This window comes from Enterococcus dispar ATCC 51266, assembly GCF_000406945.1.
Taxonomy (GTDB): Bacteria; Bacillota; Bacilli; order Lactobacillales; family Enterococcaceae; genus Enterococcus_C; species Enterococcus_C dispar.
This window is the reverse complement of sequence record NZ_KE136354.1, coordinates 1,391,494-1,408,540: the sequence shown is the minus strand read 5'-3', so window position 1 is coordinate 1,408,540 and position 17,047 is coordinate 1,391,494. Positions and strand designations below refer to the sequence as shown.

At 36.1% G+C, this 17,047-nt stretch carries 19 protein-coding genes, 2 tRNA genes and 1 other annotated feature; of the genes, 15 read left to right on the top strand and 6 right to left on the bottom strand.

Features of this window, described 5'->3' with window-relative positions; translation table 11 throughout:
* Position 1: 1 nt before the first annotated feature.
* The 4 genes from dltD (at position 2) to RK01_RS06835 (ending at position 4,626) form a co-directional block, all read left to right on the top strand.
* A complete protein-coding gene (gene dltD / locus RK01_RS06850) occupies positions 2–1,261 on the top strand; it encodes a D-alanyl-lipoteichoic acid biosynthesis protein DltD (RefSeq protein WP_016172566.1) in 1,260 nt (419 codons plus the stop codon).
* A gap of 275 nt (positions 1,262–1,536) precedes the next feature.
* A complete protein-coding gene (locus tag RK01_RS06845) occupies positions 1,537–2,619 on the top strand; it encodes a M42 family metallopeptidase (protein WP_016172565.1) in 1,083 nt (360 codons plus the stop codon).
* Between the two features lie 215 nt (positions 2,620–2,834).
* Positions 2,835–3,569, top strand: coding sequence for an MBL fold metallo-hydrolase (locus RK01_RS06840; protein WP_016172564.1), 735 nt, complete (start codon positions 2,835–2,837; stop codon positions 3,567–3,569).
* 52 nt (positions 3,570–3,621) lie between these two features.
* Positions 3,622–4,626: a lipoate--protein ligase gene (locus RK01_RS06835; protein WP_016172563.1), complete on the top strand. Its 1,005-nt coding sequence runs from the start codon at positions 3,622–3,624 to the stop codon at positions 4,624–4,626.
* A 64-nt stretch (positions 4,627–4,690) separates the two neighbouring features.
* Here RK01_RS06835 and proS read toward each other — a convergent pair whose 3' ends face one another.
* Together proS and RK01_RS06825 are read right to left on the bottom strand one after the other, a co-directional pair.
* Positions 4,691–6,130, bottom strand: coding sequence for a proline--tRNA ligase (gene proS / locus RK01_RS06830; RefSeq protein WP_016172562.1), 1,440 nt, complete (start codon positions 6,128–6,130; stop codon positions 4,691–4,693).
* A 325-nt stretch (positions 6,131–6,455) separates the two neighbouring features.
* Positions 6,456–8,303 carry a GHKL domain-containing protein gene (locus RK01_RS06825; RefSeq protein WP_016172561.1) on the bottom strand — a complete coding sequence of 616 codons (1,848 nt, stop codon included), beginning with the start codon at positions 8,301–8,303 and terminating at the stop codon, positions 6,456–6,458.
* A 309-nt stretch (positions 8,304–8,612) separates the two neighbouring features.
* Between RK01_RS06825 and RK01_RS06820 the strand changes: the two genes are divergently transcribed.
* The 4 genes from RK01_RS06820 to RK01_RS06805 all read left to right on the top strand — a co-directional run bounded on the left by RK01_RS06820 (position 8,613) and on the right by RK01_RS06805 (position 10,958).
* Positions 8,613–9,122: a signal peptidase I gene (locus tag RK01_RS06820; RefSeq protein ID WP_016172560.1), complete on the top strand. Its 510-nt coding sequence runs from the start codon at positions 8,613–8,615 to the stop codon at positions 9,120–9,122.
* A 125-nt stretch (positions 9,123–9,247) separates the two neighbouring features.
* A complete protein-coding gene (locus RK01_RS06815) occupies positions 9,248–9,928 on the top strand; it encodes an O-methyltransferase (RefSeq protein WP_016172559.1) in 681 nt (226 codons plus the stop codon).
* Between the two features lie 56 nt (positions 9,929–9,984).
* Positions 9,985–10,818 (top strand): alpha/beta hydrolase, encoded by an 834-nt coding sequence (locus RK01_RS06810; protein WP_016172558.1) that lies wholly within the window; start codon positions 9,985–9,987, stop codon positions 10,816–10,818.
* A 66-nt stretch (positions 10,819–10,884) separates the two neighbouring features.
* Positions 10,885–10,958 (top strand) — tRNA-Arg (locus RK01_RS06805).
* 118 nt (positions 10,959–11,076) lie between these two features.
* On the opposite strand, the gene RK01_RS13740 is transcribed toward RK01_RS06805, so the two are convergent.
* Together RK01_RS13740 and RK01_RS06800 are read right to left on the bottom strand one after the other, a co-directional pair.
* The gene (locus RK01_RS13740) at positions 11,077–11,223 is read right to left on the bottom strand and encodes a hypothetical protein (RefSeq protein ID WP_016172557.1); all 147 of its coding nucleotides are present in this window, start codon (positions 11,221–11,223) and stop codon (positions 11,077–11,079) included.
* 177 nt (positions 11,224–11,400) lie between these two features.
* Complete coding sequence (locus RK01_RS06800; RefSeq protein ID WP_016172556.1) at positions 11,401–12,057, bottom strand: hypothetical protein; 657 nt, start codon at positions 12,055–12,057, stop codon at positions 11,401–11,403.
* A gap of 329 nt (positions 12,058–12,386) precedes the next feature.
* Between RK01_RS06800 and RK01_RS06795 the strand changes: the two genes are divergently transcribed.
* Entirely contained in the window at positions 12,387–13,439 is a 1,053-nt protein-coding gene (locus tag RK01_RS06795) for a glycosyltransferase family 4 protein (RefSeq protein ID WP_016172555.1), read from the top strand.
* Between the two features lie 94 nt (positions 13,440–13,533).
* On the opposite strand, the gene RK01_RS06790 is transcribed toward RK01_RS06795, so the two are convergent.
* Positions 13,534–14,175 carry a uracil-DNA glycosylase gene (locus RK01_RS06790; protein WP_016172554.1) on the bottom strand — a complete coding sequence of 214 codons (642 nt, stop codon included), beginning with the start codon at positions 14,173–14,175 and terminating at the stop codon, positions 13,534–13,536.
* 168 nt (positions 14,176–14,343) lie between these two features.
* Positions 14,344–14,415 (top strand) — a sequence feature (ribosomal protein L21 leader region).
* Between the two features lie 19 nt (positions 14,416–14,434).
* On the opposite strand from RK01_RS06790, the gene rplU reads away from it, so the two are divergent.
* The 5 genes from rplU (at position 14,435) to RK01_RS06765 (ending at position 16,387) form a co-directional block, all read left to right on the top strand.
* Positions 14,435–14,743 (top strand): 50S ribosomal protein L21, encoded by a 309-nt coding sequence (gene rplU / locus RK01_RS06785; protein ID WP_016172553.1) that lies wholly within the window; start codon positions 14,435–14,437, stop codon positions 14,741–14,743.
* A 23-nt stretch (positions 14,744–14,766) separates the two neighbouring features.
* Complete coding sequence (locus tag RK01_RS06780; protein ID WP_016172552.1) at positions 14,767–15,111, top strand: ribosomal-processing cysteine protease Prp; 345 nt, start codon at positions 14,767–14,769, stop codon at positions 15,109–15,111.
* Between the two features lie 12 nt (positions 15,112–15,123).
* Complete coding sequence (gene rpmA, locus RK01_RS06775; RefSeq protein ID WP_016172551.1) at positions 15,124–15,417, top strand: 50S ribosomal protein L27; 294 nt, start codon at positions 15,124–15,126, stop codon at positions 15,415–15,417.
* A 148-nt stretch (positions 15,418–15,565) separates the two neighbouring features.
* A complete protein-coding gene (locus tag RK01_RS06770; protein ID WP_244874956.1) occupies positions 15,566–15,766 on the top strand; it encodes a cold-shock protein in 201 nt (66 codons plus the stop codon).
* 72 nt (positions 15,767–15,838) lie between these two features.
* The gene (locus RK01_RS06765) at positions 15,839–16,387 is read left to right on the top strand and encodes a GNAT family N-acetyltransferase (protein ID WP_016172549.1); all 549 of its coding nucleotides are present in this window, start codon (positions 15,839–15,841) and stop codon (positions 16,385–16,387) included.
* A 123-nt stretch (positions 16,388–16,510) separates the two neighbouring features.
* On the opposite strand, the gene RK01_RS06760 is transcribed toward RK01_RS06765, so the two are convergent.
* Positions 16,511–16,583, bottom strand: a tRNA-Glu gene (locus RK01_RS06760).
* A 199-nt stretch (positions 16,584–16,782) separates the two neighbouring features.
* Here RK01_RS06760 and RK01_RS13735 point away from each other — a divergent pair.
* Complete coding sequence (locus tag RK01_RS13735; protein ID WP_016172548.1) at positions 16,783–16,956, top strand: hypothetical protein; 174 nt, start codon at positions 16,783–16,785, stop codon at positions 16,954–16,956.
* Positions 16,957–17,047 lie beyond the last annotated feature (91 nt).

Genomic DNA, 17,047 nt, shown 5'->3' with positions numbered 1-17,047 from the left:
GATGAAAAAAAAGCTTCTTGCTATCTTTGGGCCGCTAATAGCAGCTACGGTCCTGCTGGCGCTGTTTTTCTTTTCACCATTTAAAATTAATGATGAAAATAAAGACCTATGGGCCCAAGCTAGCAGTTCGATGTCGGGAAATATTTTACGGGGAAACTCGATTAAAAATGAAGCGGTGAAGTCGGGAGAATACGTTCCATTTTTTGGTTCTTCTGAATTAAGTCGGATCAGCCCTTTTCATCCTTCTGTTTTAGCGCAAAAGTATAATCGCAACTATACACCGTTTTTACTTGGCGCTCCTGGCACACAATCTCTAACACAATATATGATGATGCAGTCTTTTGGCAGTGATTTAAAAGATAAAAAGGTTGTCTTTATCATTTCACCCCAGTGGTTTGTCAAAGGCGGAATTAAAAGAGCCTATTTTGACGCTTATTTTTCTGAATTACAAACCTATACTTGGGCTATTAAATTAGATCAAGTATCTGAAACTGATAAATATTTAGCGACGCGATTATTAGCGTATGGAAAAGTCAATCATGATGAAACGTTGCGTTTGATGCTAAAAGAAATTGCTCAAGGAAAATTACCAACGGCTAAGCAGGTGGATGTTGCCAAATTTCACATCAACATGTTGAATCGTGAAGATGAACTTTTTAGTGAAATTGGCTTGTTATCTAAAAATGGTCAAATTGAAGACCAAGCAAAAAAATTACCGGCAGATTACAATGCGCGACAATTAGATGAATTAGCAAAAAGAATTGGCCAAAAGGCGACTTCAAACAATTCTTTTGCCATTGAAAATAAGTTTTACAGTCATCGAATTAAACCCCGGTTGGCTAAATTTAATGATTCCCAAGCCAAATGGGACTACCGTTATTCCAAAGAATTTTCCGATTTTCAATTAGTCTTAGATCAATTGGCTAAAGAAAATGCGCAAGCACTCTTTATTATTCCACCGATTAATGGTAAATGGAGTGAGTACACCGGTTTATCTCAAAATATGTTACAAGACTTTAGCAAAAAGATTACTTATCAGCTGCGTTCTCAAGGGTTTAACCAAATTGCTGATTTTACCACGAAAGATCATGAACCATATTTCATGACCGATACCATTCATTTAGGTTGGCGCGGGTGGTTAGCCGCAGATCAATACATTCAACCATTTTTGGAAAATGCCACACCAAGCCCAACTTATCATTTAAATAATTATTTTTATTCAAGTGATTGGCAAAATCAAAATCCAGCAACTATTAAATAATAAAATCTAAATGGATTTGCTTGGCTGTTAAGAAATAAGGCAAATTCTTGAGCGATTGCTCTTCAATTTCTCAAAATTTTGACTTAATATTGCGGAGTATTCCTTTGTGAAACTAGACAACACCCTTAGTATATCGGATTTAGGGCTTATGAGATGATGCAATCTTTTTGTCTATGATTGAAACAGTAGTTCGGTTACGGCCGTGCTACTGTTTTTTATAATGCCTCATGTTATAATCAAAAGCGTAATAAATAATGCTAGGAGTGGCAATGTAGATGGATAAAAGTGAAGAGCAGTTACTAATTGAACTAACCTCAGCAAGAGGGGTTCCTGGTAATGAAGATGAAGTTCGCGAAGTTTTTAAAAAATACACGGCACCTTTTGCTGAAGATATTTCTTTTGACGGCTTAGGTAGTGTTATCGCAAAACACGTTGGTGAAGGTGGTGGCCCTAAAATTTTTATTTCTGGTCATATGGATGAAGTCGGTTTTATGGTGACAAAAATCACCGACCAAGGCTTTATTGAATTTCAAACTCTAGGGGGCTGGTGGAGTCAAGTTATGTTAGCCCAACAAGTTGAAATTAAAACACAAGCTGGAAAATTAATTCGTGGTGTAATTGGTTGTAAACCCCCGCATGTTTTAACACCTGAAGCGAGAAAACAGCCTTATGAAATTAAAGATATGTTTATTGACATTGGTGCGACTAGCCTTGAAGAAGCAAAAAGTTGGGGAATTCGTCCTAGTGATATGATTACCCCTTATATTGAGTATGAACGATTAAACGGTGGTAAATTTTTATTAGCTAAAGCTTGGGATAATCGAGTGGGAACAGCTGTTTCGTTACGCGTTTTAGAAAATCTTGCCCAAGAAGGCCATCCTAATTGTCTTTTTGCTGGTAGTGATGTGATGGAAGAAGTTGGCTTAAGAGGGGCTAGAACGAGTACGCATTTAGTTAATCCAGATATTGCCATTGCGTTAGATACTGGTACTGCAGGAGATACACCGGGAATGACACCAAAAGAAGCAGATTCCAAATTAGGAGCAGGTCCACAAGTCTTAATTTTTGATGCTTCGATGGTACCGCATAAGAAATTATTGAACTTTGTCGTTGATGTAGCAGAAGAATTGGAAATTCCGTTCCAATACACTGTTATTACTGGTGGGGGGACAGATGCTGGACAAATGCATTTAACCCGCGACGGTGTGCCATCGTTAGCCATTACGGTACCGGTACGCTACCTCCACTCCCATACTTCGATTATTCATGAAGATGATTATTTAAATACTGTTAAATTAGTGACAGAGGTTGTCCGTCGTTTAGACGATGAAGCAGTCAAAACTATTCGCAGTTATTAATTCTGTCGTGATTGCAACCAGCTAGTGGGAAATGGGTGAACGGATTCATTTCAGCATAAAATTATAAAAAGGCTTGCCGATAAAAATTGGTGAAGCCTTTTTATCTACTTAAAAAGTTGTAATTCAAAAATTTTTGCAAAGGTTTTGATTAAAGTAATTGTTTCGTGAAAAGAAAAAATTGTGCTAGCATAAAAGAAAAGAAAGGTGTGAACAAAATGAAATTAACCGTATTAGGGTGCCTAGGGGCCTACCCTTATAAAGGACAAGGAACAACTGGCTACTTATTACAGTCCGGTGATTTTAATTTATTACTCGATTGTGGGAGTACAACTTTAGTAGAATTGGAAAAAAGATTGGATCCACTTGACCTTGATGCCGTCATAATTTCTCACTATCATCATGATCATATTGCCGATTTAGGTGTTTTACAATATTATTTTCAACTTTTCCCGGCCAAAAATAAAAAAATTTTACCAATCTATGGGCATACTTTAGATGAATTTCATTTTAACGATTTAACCATGACAGATGTGAGTGAAGGACGTCCTTATTATGAATCAAAACAGTTGGATTTGGGACCGTTTTCTGTTACATTTATGAAGACGATTCATCCTGTTACTTGTTATGCAATGCGCTTTGTGGAAAATGATACAGGTAAAATATTTGTATTTACTGGAGACTCGGGCTATTTAGCTGATTTCAATGAATTTGCCAAAGATGCGGATCTCTTTTTAGCAGATACGTATCTATTTAATGGTCACGAACACCACAAGGCACATTTTACAGCGCAAGAGTCTGGTAGCTTTGCGAAAAATGCTACTGTTAAGAAACTTGTTTTGACTCATTTACCGCAATTCGGTGATTTGCAACTGTTACAAAAGCAAGCCCAGGATGCAGCAGGTAGTGTACCAGTTGAATTAGCAGCGGTTGGGAAAGAATTTTTGCTTTAAGGATGAAGCGTAGTTAAAGAAAATGTGTTGCCGATGAATAGGAGGATGTACTGTGATTTTTGTACCAAATGAAAACAATGACCCAAGAATAAATTTAGCAATTGAACATTTTTTGGTTCAAGATTATCCCTTAACTGAACCAATTTTGTTGTTTTATATTAATGAGCCATCAATTATTATTGGGCGTAACCAAAATACTATTGAAGAAATTAATCAAGAATATGTAGATGAACATGGCATTCATGTGGTGCGTCGATTGAGTGGTGGCGGGGCTGTTTATCATGATTTAGGTAACTTAAATTTCAGTTTCATTATGCCTGATGACGGTGATTCTTTCCGAGACTTTGAAAAATTAACCAAACCCATTGTGGCTGCTTTACAAGAAATGGGTGTTAAAGGTGCACAACTAAAAGGGCGTAACGATTTAGTAATTGATGATCAAAAATTTTCTGGTAACGCTATGTATGCTACGAATGGCAGAATGTTTGCCCATGGCACGATTATGTTTGACAGCGACATTAATGAAGTTGTGAATGCGTTAAAGGTAAGAAAAGATAAAATTGAATCAAAGGGAATTAAATCCATTCGTTCCCGTGTCACAAACGTTAAACCATTCTTACCTGCAGATAAACAAGACATGACGACAAAAGATTTCCGTGAAGAAATCTTATTAAAAATCTTTGGCGTATCTGATGTAAAAGATGTTAAAACCTATCAACTAACGGATAGTGATTGGGAAAAAATCAACCAAATTTCAAGAGATTATTATCGGAATTGGGACTGGAATTACGGTCGTTCGCCTGAATTTGATTTGCAACGGCGCAAACGCTTTGCGATTGGCTCAATTGAGGTACGATTAAATGTCCAAAAAGGTATGATCACAGCCGCTAAAATTTATGGCGATTTCTTTGGTTTAGGCGATATTCACGATGTAGAACAAGCTCTATCAGGTGTCAAATATGAAAAAGCAGCCTTAAAAGAAACAGTAGAAAAAATTGACGTTAAAAAATATTTTGGTAATATTACCCAAGCAGAATTTTTAGAGCTACTGTATTAGTAAAAAAATCACGGCCACAAAGGTCGTGATTTTTTATTTTGATATTTTTTTAATATCCAGCGAATTAGTAAGCGCGGGCAATCCATAATGTATATTTGGCTGGTTTGCCGCTAACCAAATCAAATTCTTTTTCCATTGGAACTTCAAAAGGAATATTGCGCGTTGTAAAACCTGTTTCTTCTTTGATTTTTGCTTCAGTTTCTTCACTACCGTCCCAACCAACTAAAACAAAGCCAGGTACGTTTCCTTCAGCATTGGATTTTTCAATGTGTTCTTTTAGTTCGGCTAATGTATTAATATCATAATGTTCATTGGCTTTATTGCGTGTCCGAGCTTTTTCAAGCAATCGTTTTGGCATAATTGCCAATTGATCCGCAACATAAGCGTCTAATTCTGCAAAATTAACCGTATCTTTGGCATCGACATCCCGCACTTTTACCATCACATGCCCATTCTCTAAATCGCGGGGACCACATTCAATTCGCAAACAAGCGCCCTTTAGTTCCCACTCGTTAAATTTGTAGCCCGGTGAATTATCGGTATCGTCAAGTCGTACACGGTAGCCAGCTTGTTTGAAGTTAACAAATAATTCATCTAGTTTTTCCATAATAGCTGGATTTTTCTTCCAAGGTCCTACTGGCATCAATACGATTTGGGTTGGCGCAACAGTTGGTGGAAAGACTAAACCTTTTTCATCACCATGCGTCATAATTAATGAGCCTAATAAACGCGTTGACATACCCCAAGAAGTTGTATGAACATGGGTATGTTTGTTTTCTTTGGTTAAATAGGTGATATCAAATGCTTCAGCAAATTTTGTACCTAAATAGTGAGACGTTCCAGCCTGAACAGCTTTTCCATCTTGCATCATAGCTTCAATGGAGTAGGTATCTATCGCACCAGCAAAACGTTCAGAAGGGGTTTTTTGGCCTTTGTACACTGGAATAGCTAAAAATTCTTCCGCTAAACGGGCATATTCATCCAAAATACCCATCGTCCGTTCTCTAGCATCCGCTTCATTTGCATGAGCCGTATGACCTTCTTGCCATAAAAACTCAGAAGTACGTAAAAATGGCAGTGTTTTTTTCTCCCAACGAAAGACATTGGCCCACTGGTTAATTTCGTAAGGAAGATCACGATAGGAATTAATCCAATCTGAAAAAGCAGATCCGATCATAGTTTCAGAAGTAGGGCGTAATGCCAAAGGCTCATCTAATTTTTCATCACCAACTTCTGTTACCCAAGGCAATTCAGGTGCAAAGCCTTCAATATGATCCGCTTCTTTCATAAAGAAACTTTTTGGAATTAACATTGGAAAATAGGCATTGCGAATTTCTTGGGTTTTCAAGAATTTATTAAATTCTTCTTGGATATGTTCCCATAACTCAAAGCCGTCAGGACGAAAAATAATGGAGCCGCGGACGGGAGAATAAGCCATTAATTCCGCTTGTTGAATGGTTTTCAAATACCATTCGGTAAAATCGTTTTTTTGTTGTTCAGACATCTTGTTTCCTCCTAAAAATTTTACTGTTTTAACTAAAAAAGCCAAAATAAAAACGCATTTCATCCTAAAAAGGACGAAATGCGTGAATTTCGCGGTACCACCTTTATTGACTGGTTTACCAGTCCAACTCAAGACAAGGATAAGGGCCTTAACCCGATTATTTTCATAATCACTGCCATCGGGAGGTTCAAAAAATTAGCGGGTACCAAATTTTCAGCAAGACATTGGCTCTCTAAACCATAATTTCATTACTAATCCGACTGTCTCTATGCTAATCGCAAATACTAAAAATTGCAAGTCCAAATTCTGTTGATCTTTCCTTTGACTAACGGAGTGAAAGGAAAAGTGTAATTTGGTCTGTCTGGTTATCTTTGTCTTGTAGTAAATGTCCCTGATATTTTTTAGTGATTTTTTCAATAACAAAAAGATCGAGTACTTCTTTTTGCGGAAAGTCGGTAGTAATTCCTTGGTCAAAAATATTCGTATGATAGTGTGCTGTATGACTACAATTAATTTTTAGTTTTTCTTTTTCACATTGTATTTGTAACTGGATTTTACGTTCTTTAGGATCGTGTATGGCATAAGTTTCCCGCATTGCATGTTCTAAAAGATGAACTAAAATTTGACTTAAATCATCATCTGCGACATTGATTGTTTCTGGCAAATCGGCGCTAAAGTTGACGGTAATACTTCTTTGTTGTGCGTTTTTTTGATAACGACTTAAAATTAAATTGGTCAAAGTGTGTTCAGAAAAATCACCAATAATATCCAGTTGCTTCGTTTCTTTTAAAAGTCTTCCTAAATATTCATTCACAGCCGGTAAATTACCATCTTCACCTAAATCTTTAATAAGTAGCAAATTTTGTTTAAAGTCTTGTCGAAGTTGTTCCAATTCCTGTAAGTGAGTAATCACAGCAGCATGATTGTCTTCTAGCAGTTCGGTCTTTAGTTCTAAAAAATGCATTTGACGCTTGTTTTTCTCGCTTATTGCGGCACCTTCGACTAATGTATAAATAAAAATTACAAGTAGTATCACGGCAAACAAGAGTCCCGAAATATTGACAAGATAAAAATTTGATTGCACGACACTTGTAATATAGATAAAACAATGAGCCATTGCGACTAAAACAATCCAAGGAGTACAAATAACAAAAAAGCGATTTTTTTGATGTGCTTCTGTAATGGCGGCAATTGTGGTGGCTAGTGTGCCAAAAATATTTGCAGCATCGATATAAAATTTAACTTCAGGTAAATCGACTTTTGACAAAAATGCCCAAGATAAAATAATCAAATCAAAACTGATATGAAAGAATACCCAAAGGCGATAATACTTTTGACTTTGATTCATCTTTAAGCAGTAATAGGAAATTAAGAAAATGGGCGTAAAAATGGCAAGTAACATTGCCATGGTGGAATTAACTAATGGACTAAACAATAACCCCGCCAAAATATCACCAGCCGCAGCTTCTAAGGCAATTGTCAAGGCAAAGCAAGCCAGTAGAATTAATTCCCAATTTAGTCGTTGTTTTTTGAGTAGCTCCGAACCAATAAAAACCATAATTGCTAGACTGATAAAAGTACAAACGATTAAAATTAAGATTTGTGGCATGGAAACAGAGACAATATAAGACATAATAGAATCCGCATCCCCAATAAAAACACGGGCGGGAATACCAGAATAGTTTTTATAGGGACTTTTGACTTCCAAACGTAAGATTTTTCCCACGTAGTTTTTAGGCAATTGGACTTCAGTCATGATACTACCAGGATTTTGTTTACCCAAAAAAGTTGATTTAATAGTTTGAGGAGTATGCTGATAAAGTGTTTTGCCATCAAGGGTAACGGTTAACCATTGATGATTTCCTTGGATTAACAAAGTAGGATTTGCCACTTTCCGAATCATCGTGCGTTCCATTACCATTGTTTCGTCTGAGGAAACACTATTTAGTCGTTTAACATAACGGCTTTTAAATAAAGTGATTGGATCATCTTTGGCATAATAGACCCATGTATCTTTTACTTCAGCCATCGTTGATTGGGAAAATGGCGCGTTTAATGCTTGAGTAAAAAAAATCCCAATTGCGAGGAAGGTCGCTACTACCAATAAATAGGGAATCCAGAGAATTTTATGATTGTATTTCTTTAAATTTTCATTATTTAATTTTTTAATCATGATTTCCCAAGCCTTTCGTTTCATTTAAATAAAGTTTTTAAAGAGTTATCTCTAAATGAATTTTATTAAAATAATTTGTTTGTTTAAGTTTTTTTAAAATATGGTATTTGTATTATTTAGGTTTTAAAACTATTATACTTCAATTTTAATTGTTATTTAAATAAAGTTTGGTAATTTAGAATAGATAATTGCTGTTTTGTTTCAAAGAAACGTGGGAAAAGAAGCCGATAGGATTTATTCTATAAAAGACGTGTGATATAATCTAATTATAATTAGAAAAAAAAGAGAATTTTATGAGTGAGGTGTGGAATGGCGAATTTTAGACATATGGGATTGCTGGGCTCAGTTATTGTGACTGTCATTATGGCGTTAGCACTATTAATTACGTTATTGCCACATCTTTTTGGCATGACAATTTCCATTGTTAAAGATGGAGATATGCAGCCGACATATCCTAAGGGAAGTTTAATTTTTGTACAACAAGAAAGTCCTCAAAATATTTATGTTGGGGAGGTCATTACTTATTACGTCAATCAAGGGGAAAGTATTCAAACGCGACGAGTGGTAGCAAAAGAAGAAAATCAAGTTTTTTATACAAAAGGTGATGGTACCGAACAAATGGAGATTGGTTATGTTAGTAGCCGTAATTTAATTGGTCAGCCGGTTATTCATTTGCCTTATTTAGGCCACTTTGTTTCAAGAGAGCTCCTGGATTTACTCCAACAAGTTTTTTGGTTAATTGCGGGTTTTATTACCTTAACGACAATTTGGCATTTGTTTGAACAAGTGATACATAATCGACAAGTCCGTCACTACTAAAAAGTAGCGCGGGCTTTTTTGTTTGGTAAATCCTATCAAAAAGAAAGGTTATCGTGAGATAATCTTTTAAAAAGATTGCGGAAGTTTTTGTTCCTACGTATAATAACAAAAGCGAGGTGGAGAAGATGTTAAATGAAATGATGGATCGACCAGTTGTAAATAAGCAGTTGGTAGAATATATGCGGACAAAACAAAAACCTTTGTATGGGCTCCTAGGAGAACTAGAAGCAGATGCCCATAAAAGACGTGTGCCGATAATTCCCCATGAAACAGTTGTTTTTTTGCAATTTTTGCTGGGCCAAATTAAACCAAAAGAAATTTTAGAGATTGGTGCGGCAATTGGTTTTTCTTCGAGTTTAATGGCGCAGTTTGTCGGTGAGGGCCATGTAACGACAATTGATCGTTTTGATTTAATGATTACAGAAGCCAAAGCCAACTATGAAAAATTAAATTTAACCGATAAAGTAACTTTACTTGAAGGGGATGCAGCAGAGATATTACCAACGCTTAGCGGCCCTTATGACTTTATATTTATGGATAGTGCCAAATCAAAATATATTGAATTTTTACCAGAATGTTTACGACTTTTAAAAGTTGGCGGTGTCTTAATGGTGGACGACGTTTTTCAAGGAGGGACAATTTTGGATGCTATTGAAGATATTCCGCGTAAAAATCGCAGTATTCATCGGAAATTGAATCAATTTTTAGATCTTGTTTTGGATCACCCGGATCTAACATCTACGTTAGTTCCTTTAGGGGATGGGGTTTTACTCATTACCAAAGAAAAAGATACTATTGTTTTGTAGTTTAATTTTCATTTAAGCTATTGACATTATCCTTACTTAAAAAGTGAGGATATCAGATGAAAATAAGAAAATGGATAAAGGGAGTTTTAGTAGTGGGGCTGTTGGCATTTTTATTAAATAGTTTTCATATGATAACTGTTCAAGCTGATAAAAAGCAGCAACCCATTACCTTAAAAAAAGAGGCACTGGTAATGGTCCCGGGGACAGGTGCAAGTGTAAATCGTTTTGATCAATTGTTAGCCCAGTTACAAAAAACAAATACCATCGATGTTTTGAAAATTACGGTACAAACTGATGGTCAATTAACGATTAGCGGAAAATTGACAGAGGAGAATCATCAACCCATTATTGTAATTGGTTTTGCTGACAGTTCAGAAGAAAGCGTACCTCAGCAAGCAGAGTGGTTTCAAAAAGCAATTCATTATCTGCAACAAACTTATAGTGTGCAAAAATACAACTTTTTAGGTCATTCAAATGGTGGTTTAGTTATGACAGACTATCTCGAATATGTACGTCTTTCTATTGATCCCGTTCCTGAAAAAATCATTTTTTTAGGCACCCCGTTTAATGATGTTGGTTGGAAATATAATGAAATGGGCGGTACTTTTACTACAATTAAAGAAAATAGTGTCGTATTTACGCGTTATTTAGCCAAAAGTTTTCGCCTTCCCCAGGCCATTGAATTAATCAATGTAGCAGGAGATGTTACAACTGGAAGTTCCGATGGCACAGTTCCAGTCACAAGTGTCTTGGCTGGTCAATTACTTTATGAAAATAGCCGGAGCTATCAAGAAATAGTGCTGACCCAAAAAGCCAAACACAGTCAACTCGTAACAAACCCTACCGTGGTGGCATTGCTGCAGCAATTTTTCTGGTCTGAGAAAAAATAACACAATTATTAATAAAACTATTTGACATTAGGTAGTCAGTTTTCTATAATTGACTTTGTTGCTGATGTCATAGTAGCTCAGCCGGATAGAGCATCCGCCTTCTAAGCGGACGGTCGGGGGTTCGAATCCCTCCTGTGACGCTAAAAAACCGTTAGAAATTTTAATTTCTAACGGTTTTTCTTTGTTTAGTATCAAATGAAATGTTGCAAAGCTTGATAATTAGTGTAGCTGTTTGAGTTAGTTTCTTTGTATTAGCAACTAAATAGTTGGACGAACAAATTTAAAGTGAATCGATTTTGATTTTGCTGGTTCAACTTCGCTTAATGCGTTCTTGATGATTTTTTCACGGGATTTTTTATACTTATCAATACGACGGGCCAAAATTTCTTCTTTTGTCTGCTTCATAATAATCCCTCCTAAGATTAATGTAGTTTAAGGTTACCATCATCCCCAAGAGATTTCGAAGATATTGCTTGTAAGTTTATGAACAAAACAGGCGTCATATTCTCAAATCATGGCTGTTTTTGCTGATAGTGAGGTTAAGCAGGAGAAAGATTTGCCTTTTATCTGTTGCTGTTAAAACTAGCGGGTTTTATTCAAAACAAAATCATAATTATGAGTAGCATTTTTATCCGAACTTGCTGAATCGATTTTTTTTCCGCTAAATTGTAATGCAATCATCGTGACATCATCGGCATCTGCTAATTTTTCTAAAGGATAAGCGGCGGTTCCTTTCACTGTTGTGTGAGCCGCCAAATTGCCACCAAACTCATCCATCGCTAAGTTCCCGGTAGTTTTACCGCTGGTATTAGTGGTAAGAGTACCTTTTTCTGGTATTACATTTACCGGTGTATCTCCTGTAGTAATGGTAAAGTGCATTAAAACATAGCCTTCATAGTGGTGGTTATTGCGATCTTTATAATCTTTGATTTTAATGATGGTACACTCATCACTTGTTATGGTGACATTTTCCCAGTTGGCATCGGTTAAAGTAACATTGTATTCTTTCGTAGCCACTAATTTTGCTTTAGCGGCACCTGTCTTTTCTGCCAACTGTTGATACTTTGCTTGATTGATTAGTAAATCCGGATTTTTATCAATTGTGGAACTGGTAGTGGAGACAAGAGAGCTGTCGCTTGAATTCTTTATGTCTGAAACGTGAGAGTGATCTGCTCCTTTTTGGCAACCCGTGCTAAGCAAAGCTGAACCTAAGCAAAGTATTAGAAAGATTTTTTTCATGTCGCACCCCTTTTCTCGGTTATATATTATTTCTTTAATTAAATTTTAACATTTGCAAGTTGCAACGCAAGTACAAAGTCAGGCTTTGGTATGATTTTATTCATTCAGGGCTTATGCTATAATGGAAATTGTATTAAAAAAATTTTTTTTATGTCAATTTAGCGGTTTACGCGATACATGAAAATTACTTGGAATGGCGAGCTTTGTGGAAGAATCCAATCTACGGCTCGTTACAAAATTCCAAAGAAAGAATTAAAAATTAATCAAAGGGGAAGATATGCAAGTTATTTTCCTACTTTGTGCAAATTAAGCGTCGAAAGGATTTAATTATGATAAAAATTGCCATGTTTTCTCGAGCCGATACGGTCAAAGGTCAAGGGGTAGGAAGCGCTTATAACGAATTAATCAAAATGTTAAAAGAACGCTTTAATCAAGACTTTGATGTGCGGATTAATGAATATAAAAAGTCAGATATTTCTCATTACCACACCATCAACCCTGAGTTTTATTTGTCGACTTTTTTTAAAAAACAACGTGGTGTAACGATAGGGTATGTCCATTTTTTACCAGAAACTTTAGAAGGTAGTATTCATTTGGCAAAGCCGATTCAAAAAATTTTCAATTGGTATGTATTGTCCTTTTATCGCAGAATGGATAAATTAGTGGTGGTGAATCCAAGTTTTATTCCTGAACTGATAAAAGCAGGAATACCGGCAGAAAAAATTAGCTATATCCCTAACTTTGTTTCAGCAAAAGAATTTTATCAAATGACACCTGAAAAAAAGGATGAGTTACGCCAAAAATATCAAATTCCTCTAAATAAATTTGTGGTTTTAGGAGTAGGGCAGATTCAAAAACGTAAAGGCGTGGATGATTTTATTCGTTTGGCAAAAGAAAATCCCGAGGTCTCTTTTATTTGGGTGGGGGGCTTTTCCTTTGGTAAGATAACTGATGGGTATGAAGAATATAAGGAAGTATATGAAAACCCGCCGGCTAATTTAACTTTTACTGGTATTATTGATCGGAGCGAGTTGGTTAATTATTATAATCTTGCGGATATCTTTTTACTGCCTTCTTATAATGAATTATTTCCCATGAGTATTTTGGAAGCTTTTAGCTGTCAAACACCGGTGATGGTTCGTAATTTGGACTTATACGAGGCAGTTATTTCTGGCTACTACCTTGGAGCAGATGATTTTGCTGAAATGAATCGTGATATTAAAGCATTGCAGACTGATAGTGCATTATTGAAAAAGTATGCTTCTTTAGCTCATGAAGCATCCAATTACTATTCAGAGGCCCATGTGGGAGAAATTTGGTATGATTTTTATACCGGGCTACTAAAAAAAGAGATTACAAAATCAAAACAAGCGAAAATTTAAACCGCAAATACTACTTCATTCACTGCTGGATTTTCAGTATATGAAGTGGTGTTTGCGGTTTTTGTAGACAGATGAGGCAGATTTGTAGCACATACTAAGTAGCATGCAGTAAATCACCAATTACCTGCCAATCAGCTTGTATTAGAGATTCTAATTTACGATTGTAAAAAATTGCCGCGGGATGAAATAAAGGAACGATCGTATAGTTTTCTTCTGACCAAATGTAACCATCTCCATTTTCATTTAGTTTTTGAATTGGATGCTGAATAATTTGACCGTGGCATTTAGTAACAAAATAAGAATTTCCTAGTAGTCTTTGAAGGCCAATATTTCCCACAGGAGTAATTAATTTTGGTGCGATTTTTTCTATTTCATAATCCAAAATGGGCGCATGAGCTAAAACTTCTTTTTTAGAAGGAGTACGGTTCGGATAAATTATTTCTTTTGCTCCGGTCTTCTTATTGAAACGTTCTTTGACGGCATAAGGTCGGCTTCTGACTGCACTGGTAATATAAACATCGGCGCGTGTTAGTCCTACATTCGCTAAACAAGCCATTAATTCTTTACCAGCTTGCCCGCTAAAGGGAATGAAATTTTCAATTTCTTTACGGCCAGGTGCTTCACCGACAATCATTAGCTTCGGGCTAAGGGGGCCTTGACCCGCAACAAAACCCTGTAAGTCAAAATATTGTGCTCGTTTCTTTACGAAAGTGATCAGTTCATTTGGATACTCCATCTTCATCCCTCCAGATTTAGTATAACGTGATTGAAAAAAATGTTAAAAATATAAGATTGTAATCTGAGATAACGTTTGGGGCAGATAGGTTATCTTTTAACTTTTAAAGAAAACTAATTGACGGCGCGCTTGTTTTTTGTTAAAGTGTAAATGTTGTAATTGTGGACTCCACAGCTACAACCGCTCAGAACAAGTATTAAGCACGTTATGTCACTTGGGATGGCGAGTCTAAGTATATTATAAGGAGGTGCTTTAGAGCATGTACGCAATTATCAAAACTGGTGGTAAACAAGTTAAAGTTGAAGTTGGTCAAGCAATCTACGTTGAAAAATTAGACGTTGAAGCTGGTGGCAAAGTCACTTTTGACGAAGTTATCTTAGTAGGTGGCGAATCAACGAAAGTTGGCGCACCAACTGTTGCAGGCGCAACTGTTGAAGGAACTGTTGAAAAACACGGGAAACAAAAGAAAGTTGTTACTTTCAAATACAAACCTAAAAAACACTCTCACCGCAAGCAAGGTCATCGTCAACCGTATACTAAAGTGGTTATCGACGCTATCAACGCTTAATACTTGCGAGAAAGGTCGCACTAATGATCAAAGGGACATTCAAACGCAATGACTCTGGCCAGATTGTTACGTTCAAATTGACAGGGCATGCCGAAGCTGGGCCATATGGTAGTGATATCGTTTGTGCTGGTGTTTCAGCACTAGCAATTAGTACCATTAACGGCATTGATGCTTTAGCAGGGGTTGCTCCTAAAGTTGAAGCAAATGAATCTGAAGGCGGTTATCTTAAAATGGATGTCGTATCAGGTTTAACTCAAGAACAAACTAACATTGAACAAATTCTTTTAGAAAATTTGTTGTTAGGTTTACAGTCAATTGAAGCCGAAAATAGTGAGTTTATTCAAATTAATACCATTACTGAAAAATAGGAGGTGCATCTCATGTTGATGAAAATGAATTTGCAATTCTTCGCTCATAAAAAAGGTGGCGGTTCTACTTCTAACGGTCGTGACTCAGAATCTAAACGTTTAGGCGCTAAACGTGCAGACGGTCAAACTGTTACTGGTGGCTCAATCCTTTACCGCCAACGCGGTACTAAAATTTATCCAGGTGTAAACGTGGGTAAAGGTGGCGACGATACTTTATTTGCTAAAGTTGACGGCGTAGTACGTTTCGAACGTAAAGGCCGCGACAAAAAACAAGTATCTGTCTACCCAGTAGCGAAAGAAGCTTAATGAAATGATAAAGTGTTAGTATTCGAATGAATACTAACACTTTTTTTATTCCATGTTTAACACAGAAAAAGAAATAAATCTATCCAACTCGGTTTTATCAGTTTACAAAAATTCGTATAATAGTTTTATGGAAGAAGAAGGTTTAAAAGTGCAAGGACAAGTAAAATCATTTAATGAAAAAGGCGGCTATGGTTTTTTAGTGAATAGTCATAATCAAGTAATGTTTGTTTATCGGGATGATATCATAAGCCCAAGCAATAAAATCCTTTTCGTCGGGGAAAAAGTTAGTTATGATGTTACTACTAATCAAAATGGACAGCAAAAAGCAGTCAAAGTGAAGGTTGTGTAAGAGTGAATAAGGTAACGATTCACTTGTTTAAAGAAATGCGTTCATGTTACGTTTTTAAAAAAGGAGAATTTGATGACTGAAAAAATTCGCATGGCTACTAAAGATGATGCTAAAGCTATCTTAGCAATTTATGCGCCCTATGTAAAAGAGACGGCTATTACCTTTGAATATGAAGTGCCTTCACTTATCGATTTTGAAGCACGCATTATTCAAACTTTATCACGTTATCCCTATCTAGTTGCTCAAAAAGAAGATGGAACAATAGTAGGTTATGCTTATGCCGGTGTATATAAAGGGCGAGCGGCTTATGATTGGAGTTGTGAAGTCACTATTTATTTGGCTAAAGATGTGAAAAGTCAGGGCTTGGGGACGCGTCTTTATCAGGCCCTAGAAGTGGAATTACAAAAACTCAATATCATTCAGGTCTTGGCCTGTGTGACGGCTGGAAATATTGGCAGTATAAAGTTTCATGAAAAACTTGGTTATGAGCAAGCTGGATTTTTTTCTAATTTAGGCTACAAGTTTAATGAATGGTATGATGTGGTGTGGTTGCAAAAAACAATACAGCCGGTCACGATACCGCCTAAAAAATTTATACCATATAAAAAAGACTTGCGTTAAAATACGCAAGTCTTTTTTTATAAAAGGATTATAGGTGTTCTCAAGGAGGCTGAAATGTAAAACGCAATTTATTAAAACTCCATCTTGTTTCTTGAGAGCCAAACAAGTCCATTTTGCTTTTTATAGCCTGTACGGGATTCGAACCCGTGTCTCCGCGCTGAGAACGCAGCGTCTTAAACCACTTGACTAACAGGTCATGTCGTATATTAATATCTTAGCACTTTTTTATTTGCTGTAAAGCAAGACGGCTTTGTTTGATAACTTACAAAAATGTTCGTTTTATGATAGTTCATCATAAGGAGGATAAATCCTAGTTTTGTTAAACTAAATTAACGAATGAAGTAGCGATTTTTACTTTAAGTAAATTGATCAGCTTTTTAATAAGGAGGAAAAAAATGAGTTTAATTGGGGTTGGAAGTTTCATTTTTGGGTTATTATTATTTGGTGTTGCTCTTTTAAAGAAAAAGACAACGCAGAAAAAGATGGTGCAATCTGAAACATTTCAGTTGGCTGCACTCTTAATATTTGTGGGTTCTTTCATTATGTTTATGCCTCATCTTGGTATCTAATTATAATATATATAATAGTAGAAAAGTCATTTAAGAAAACTATTTTTCTTAAATGACTTTTTAGTTTGCGCTTTAATGGAAAAAAGTTATA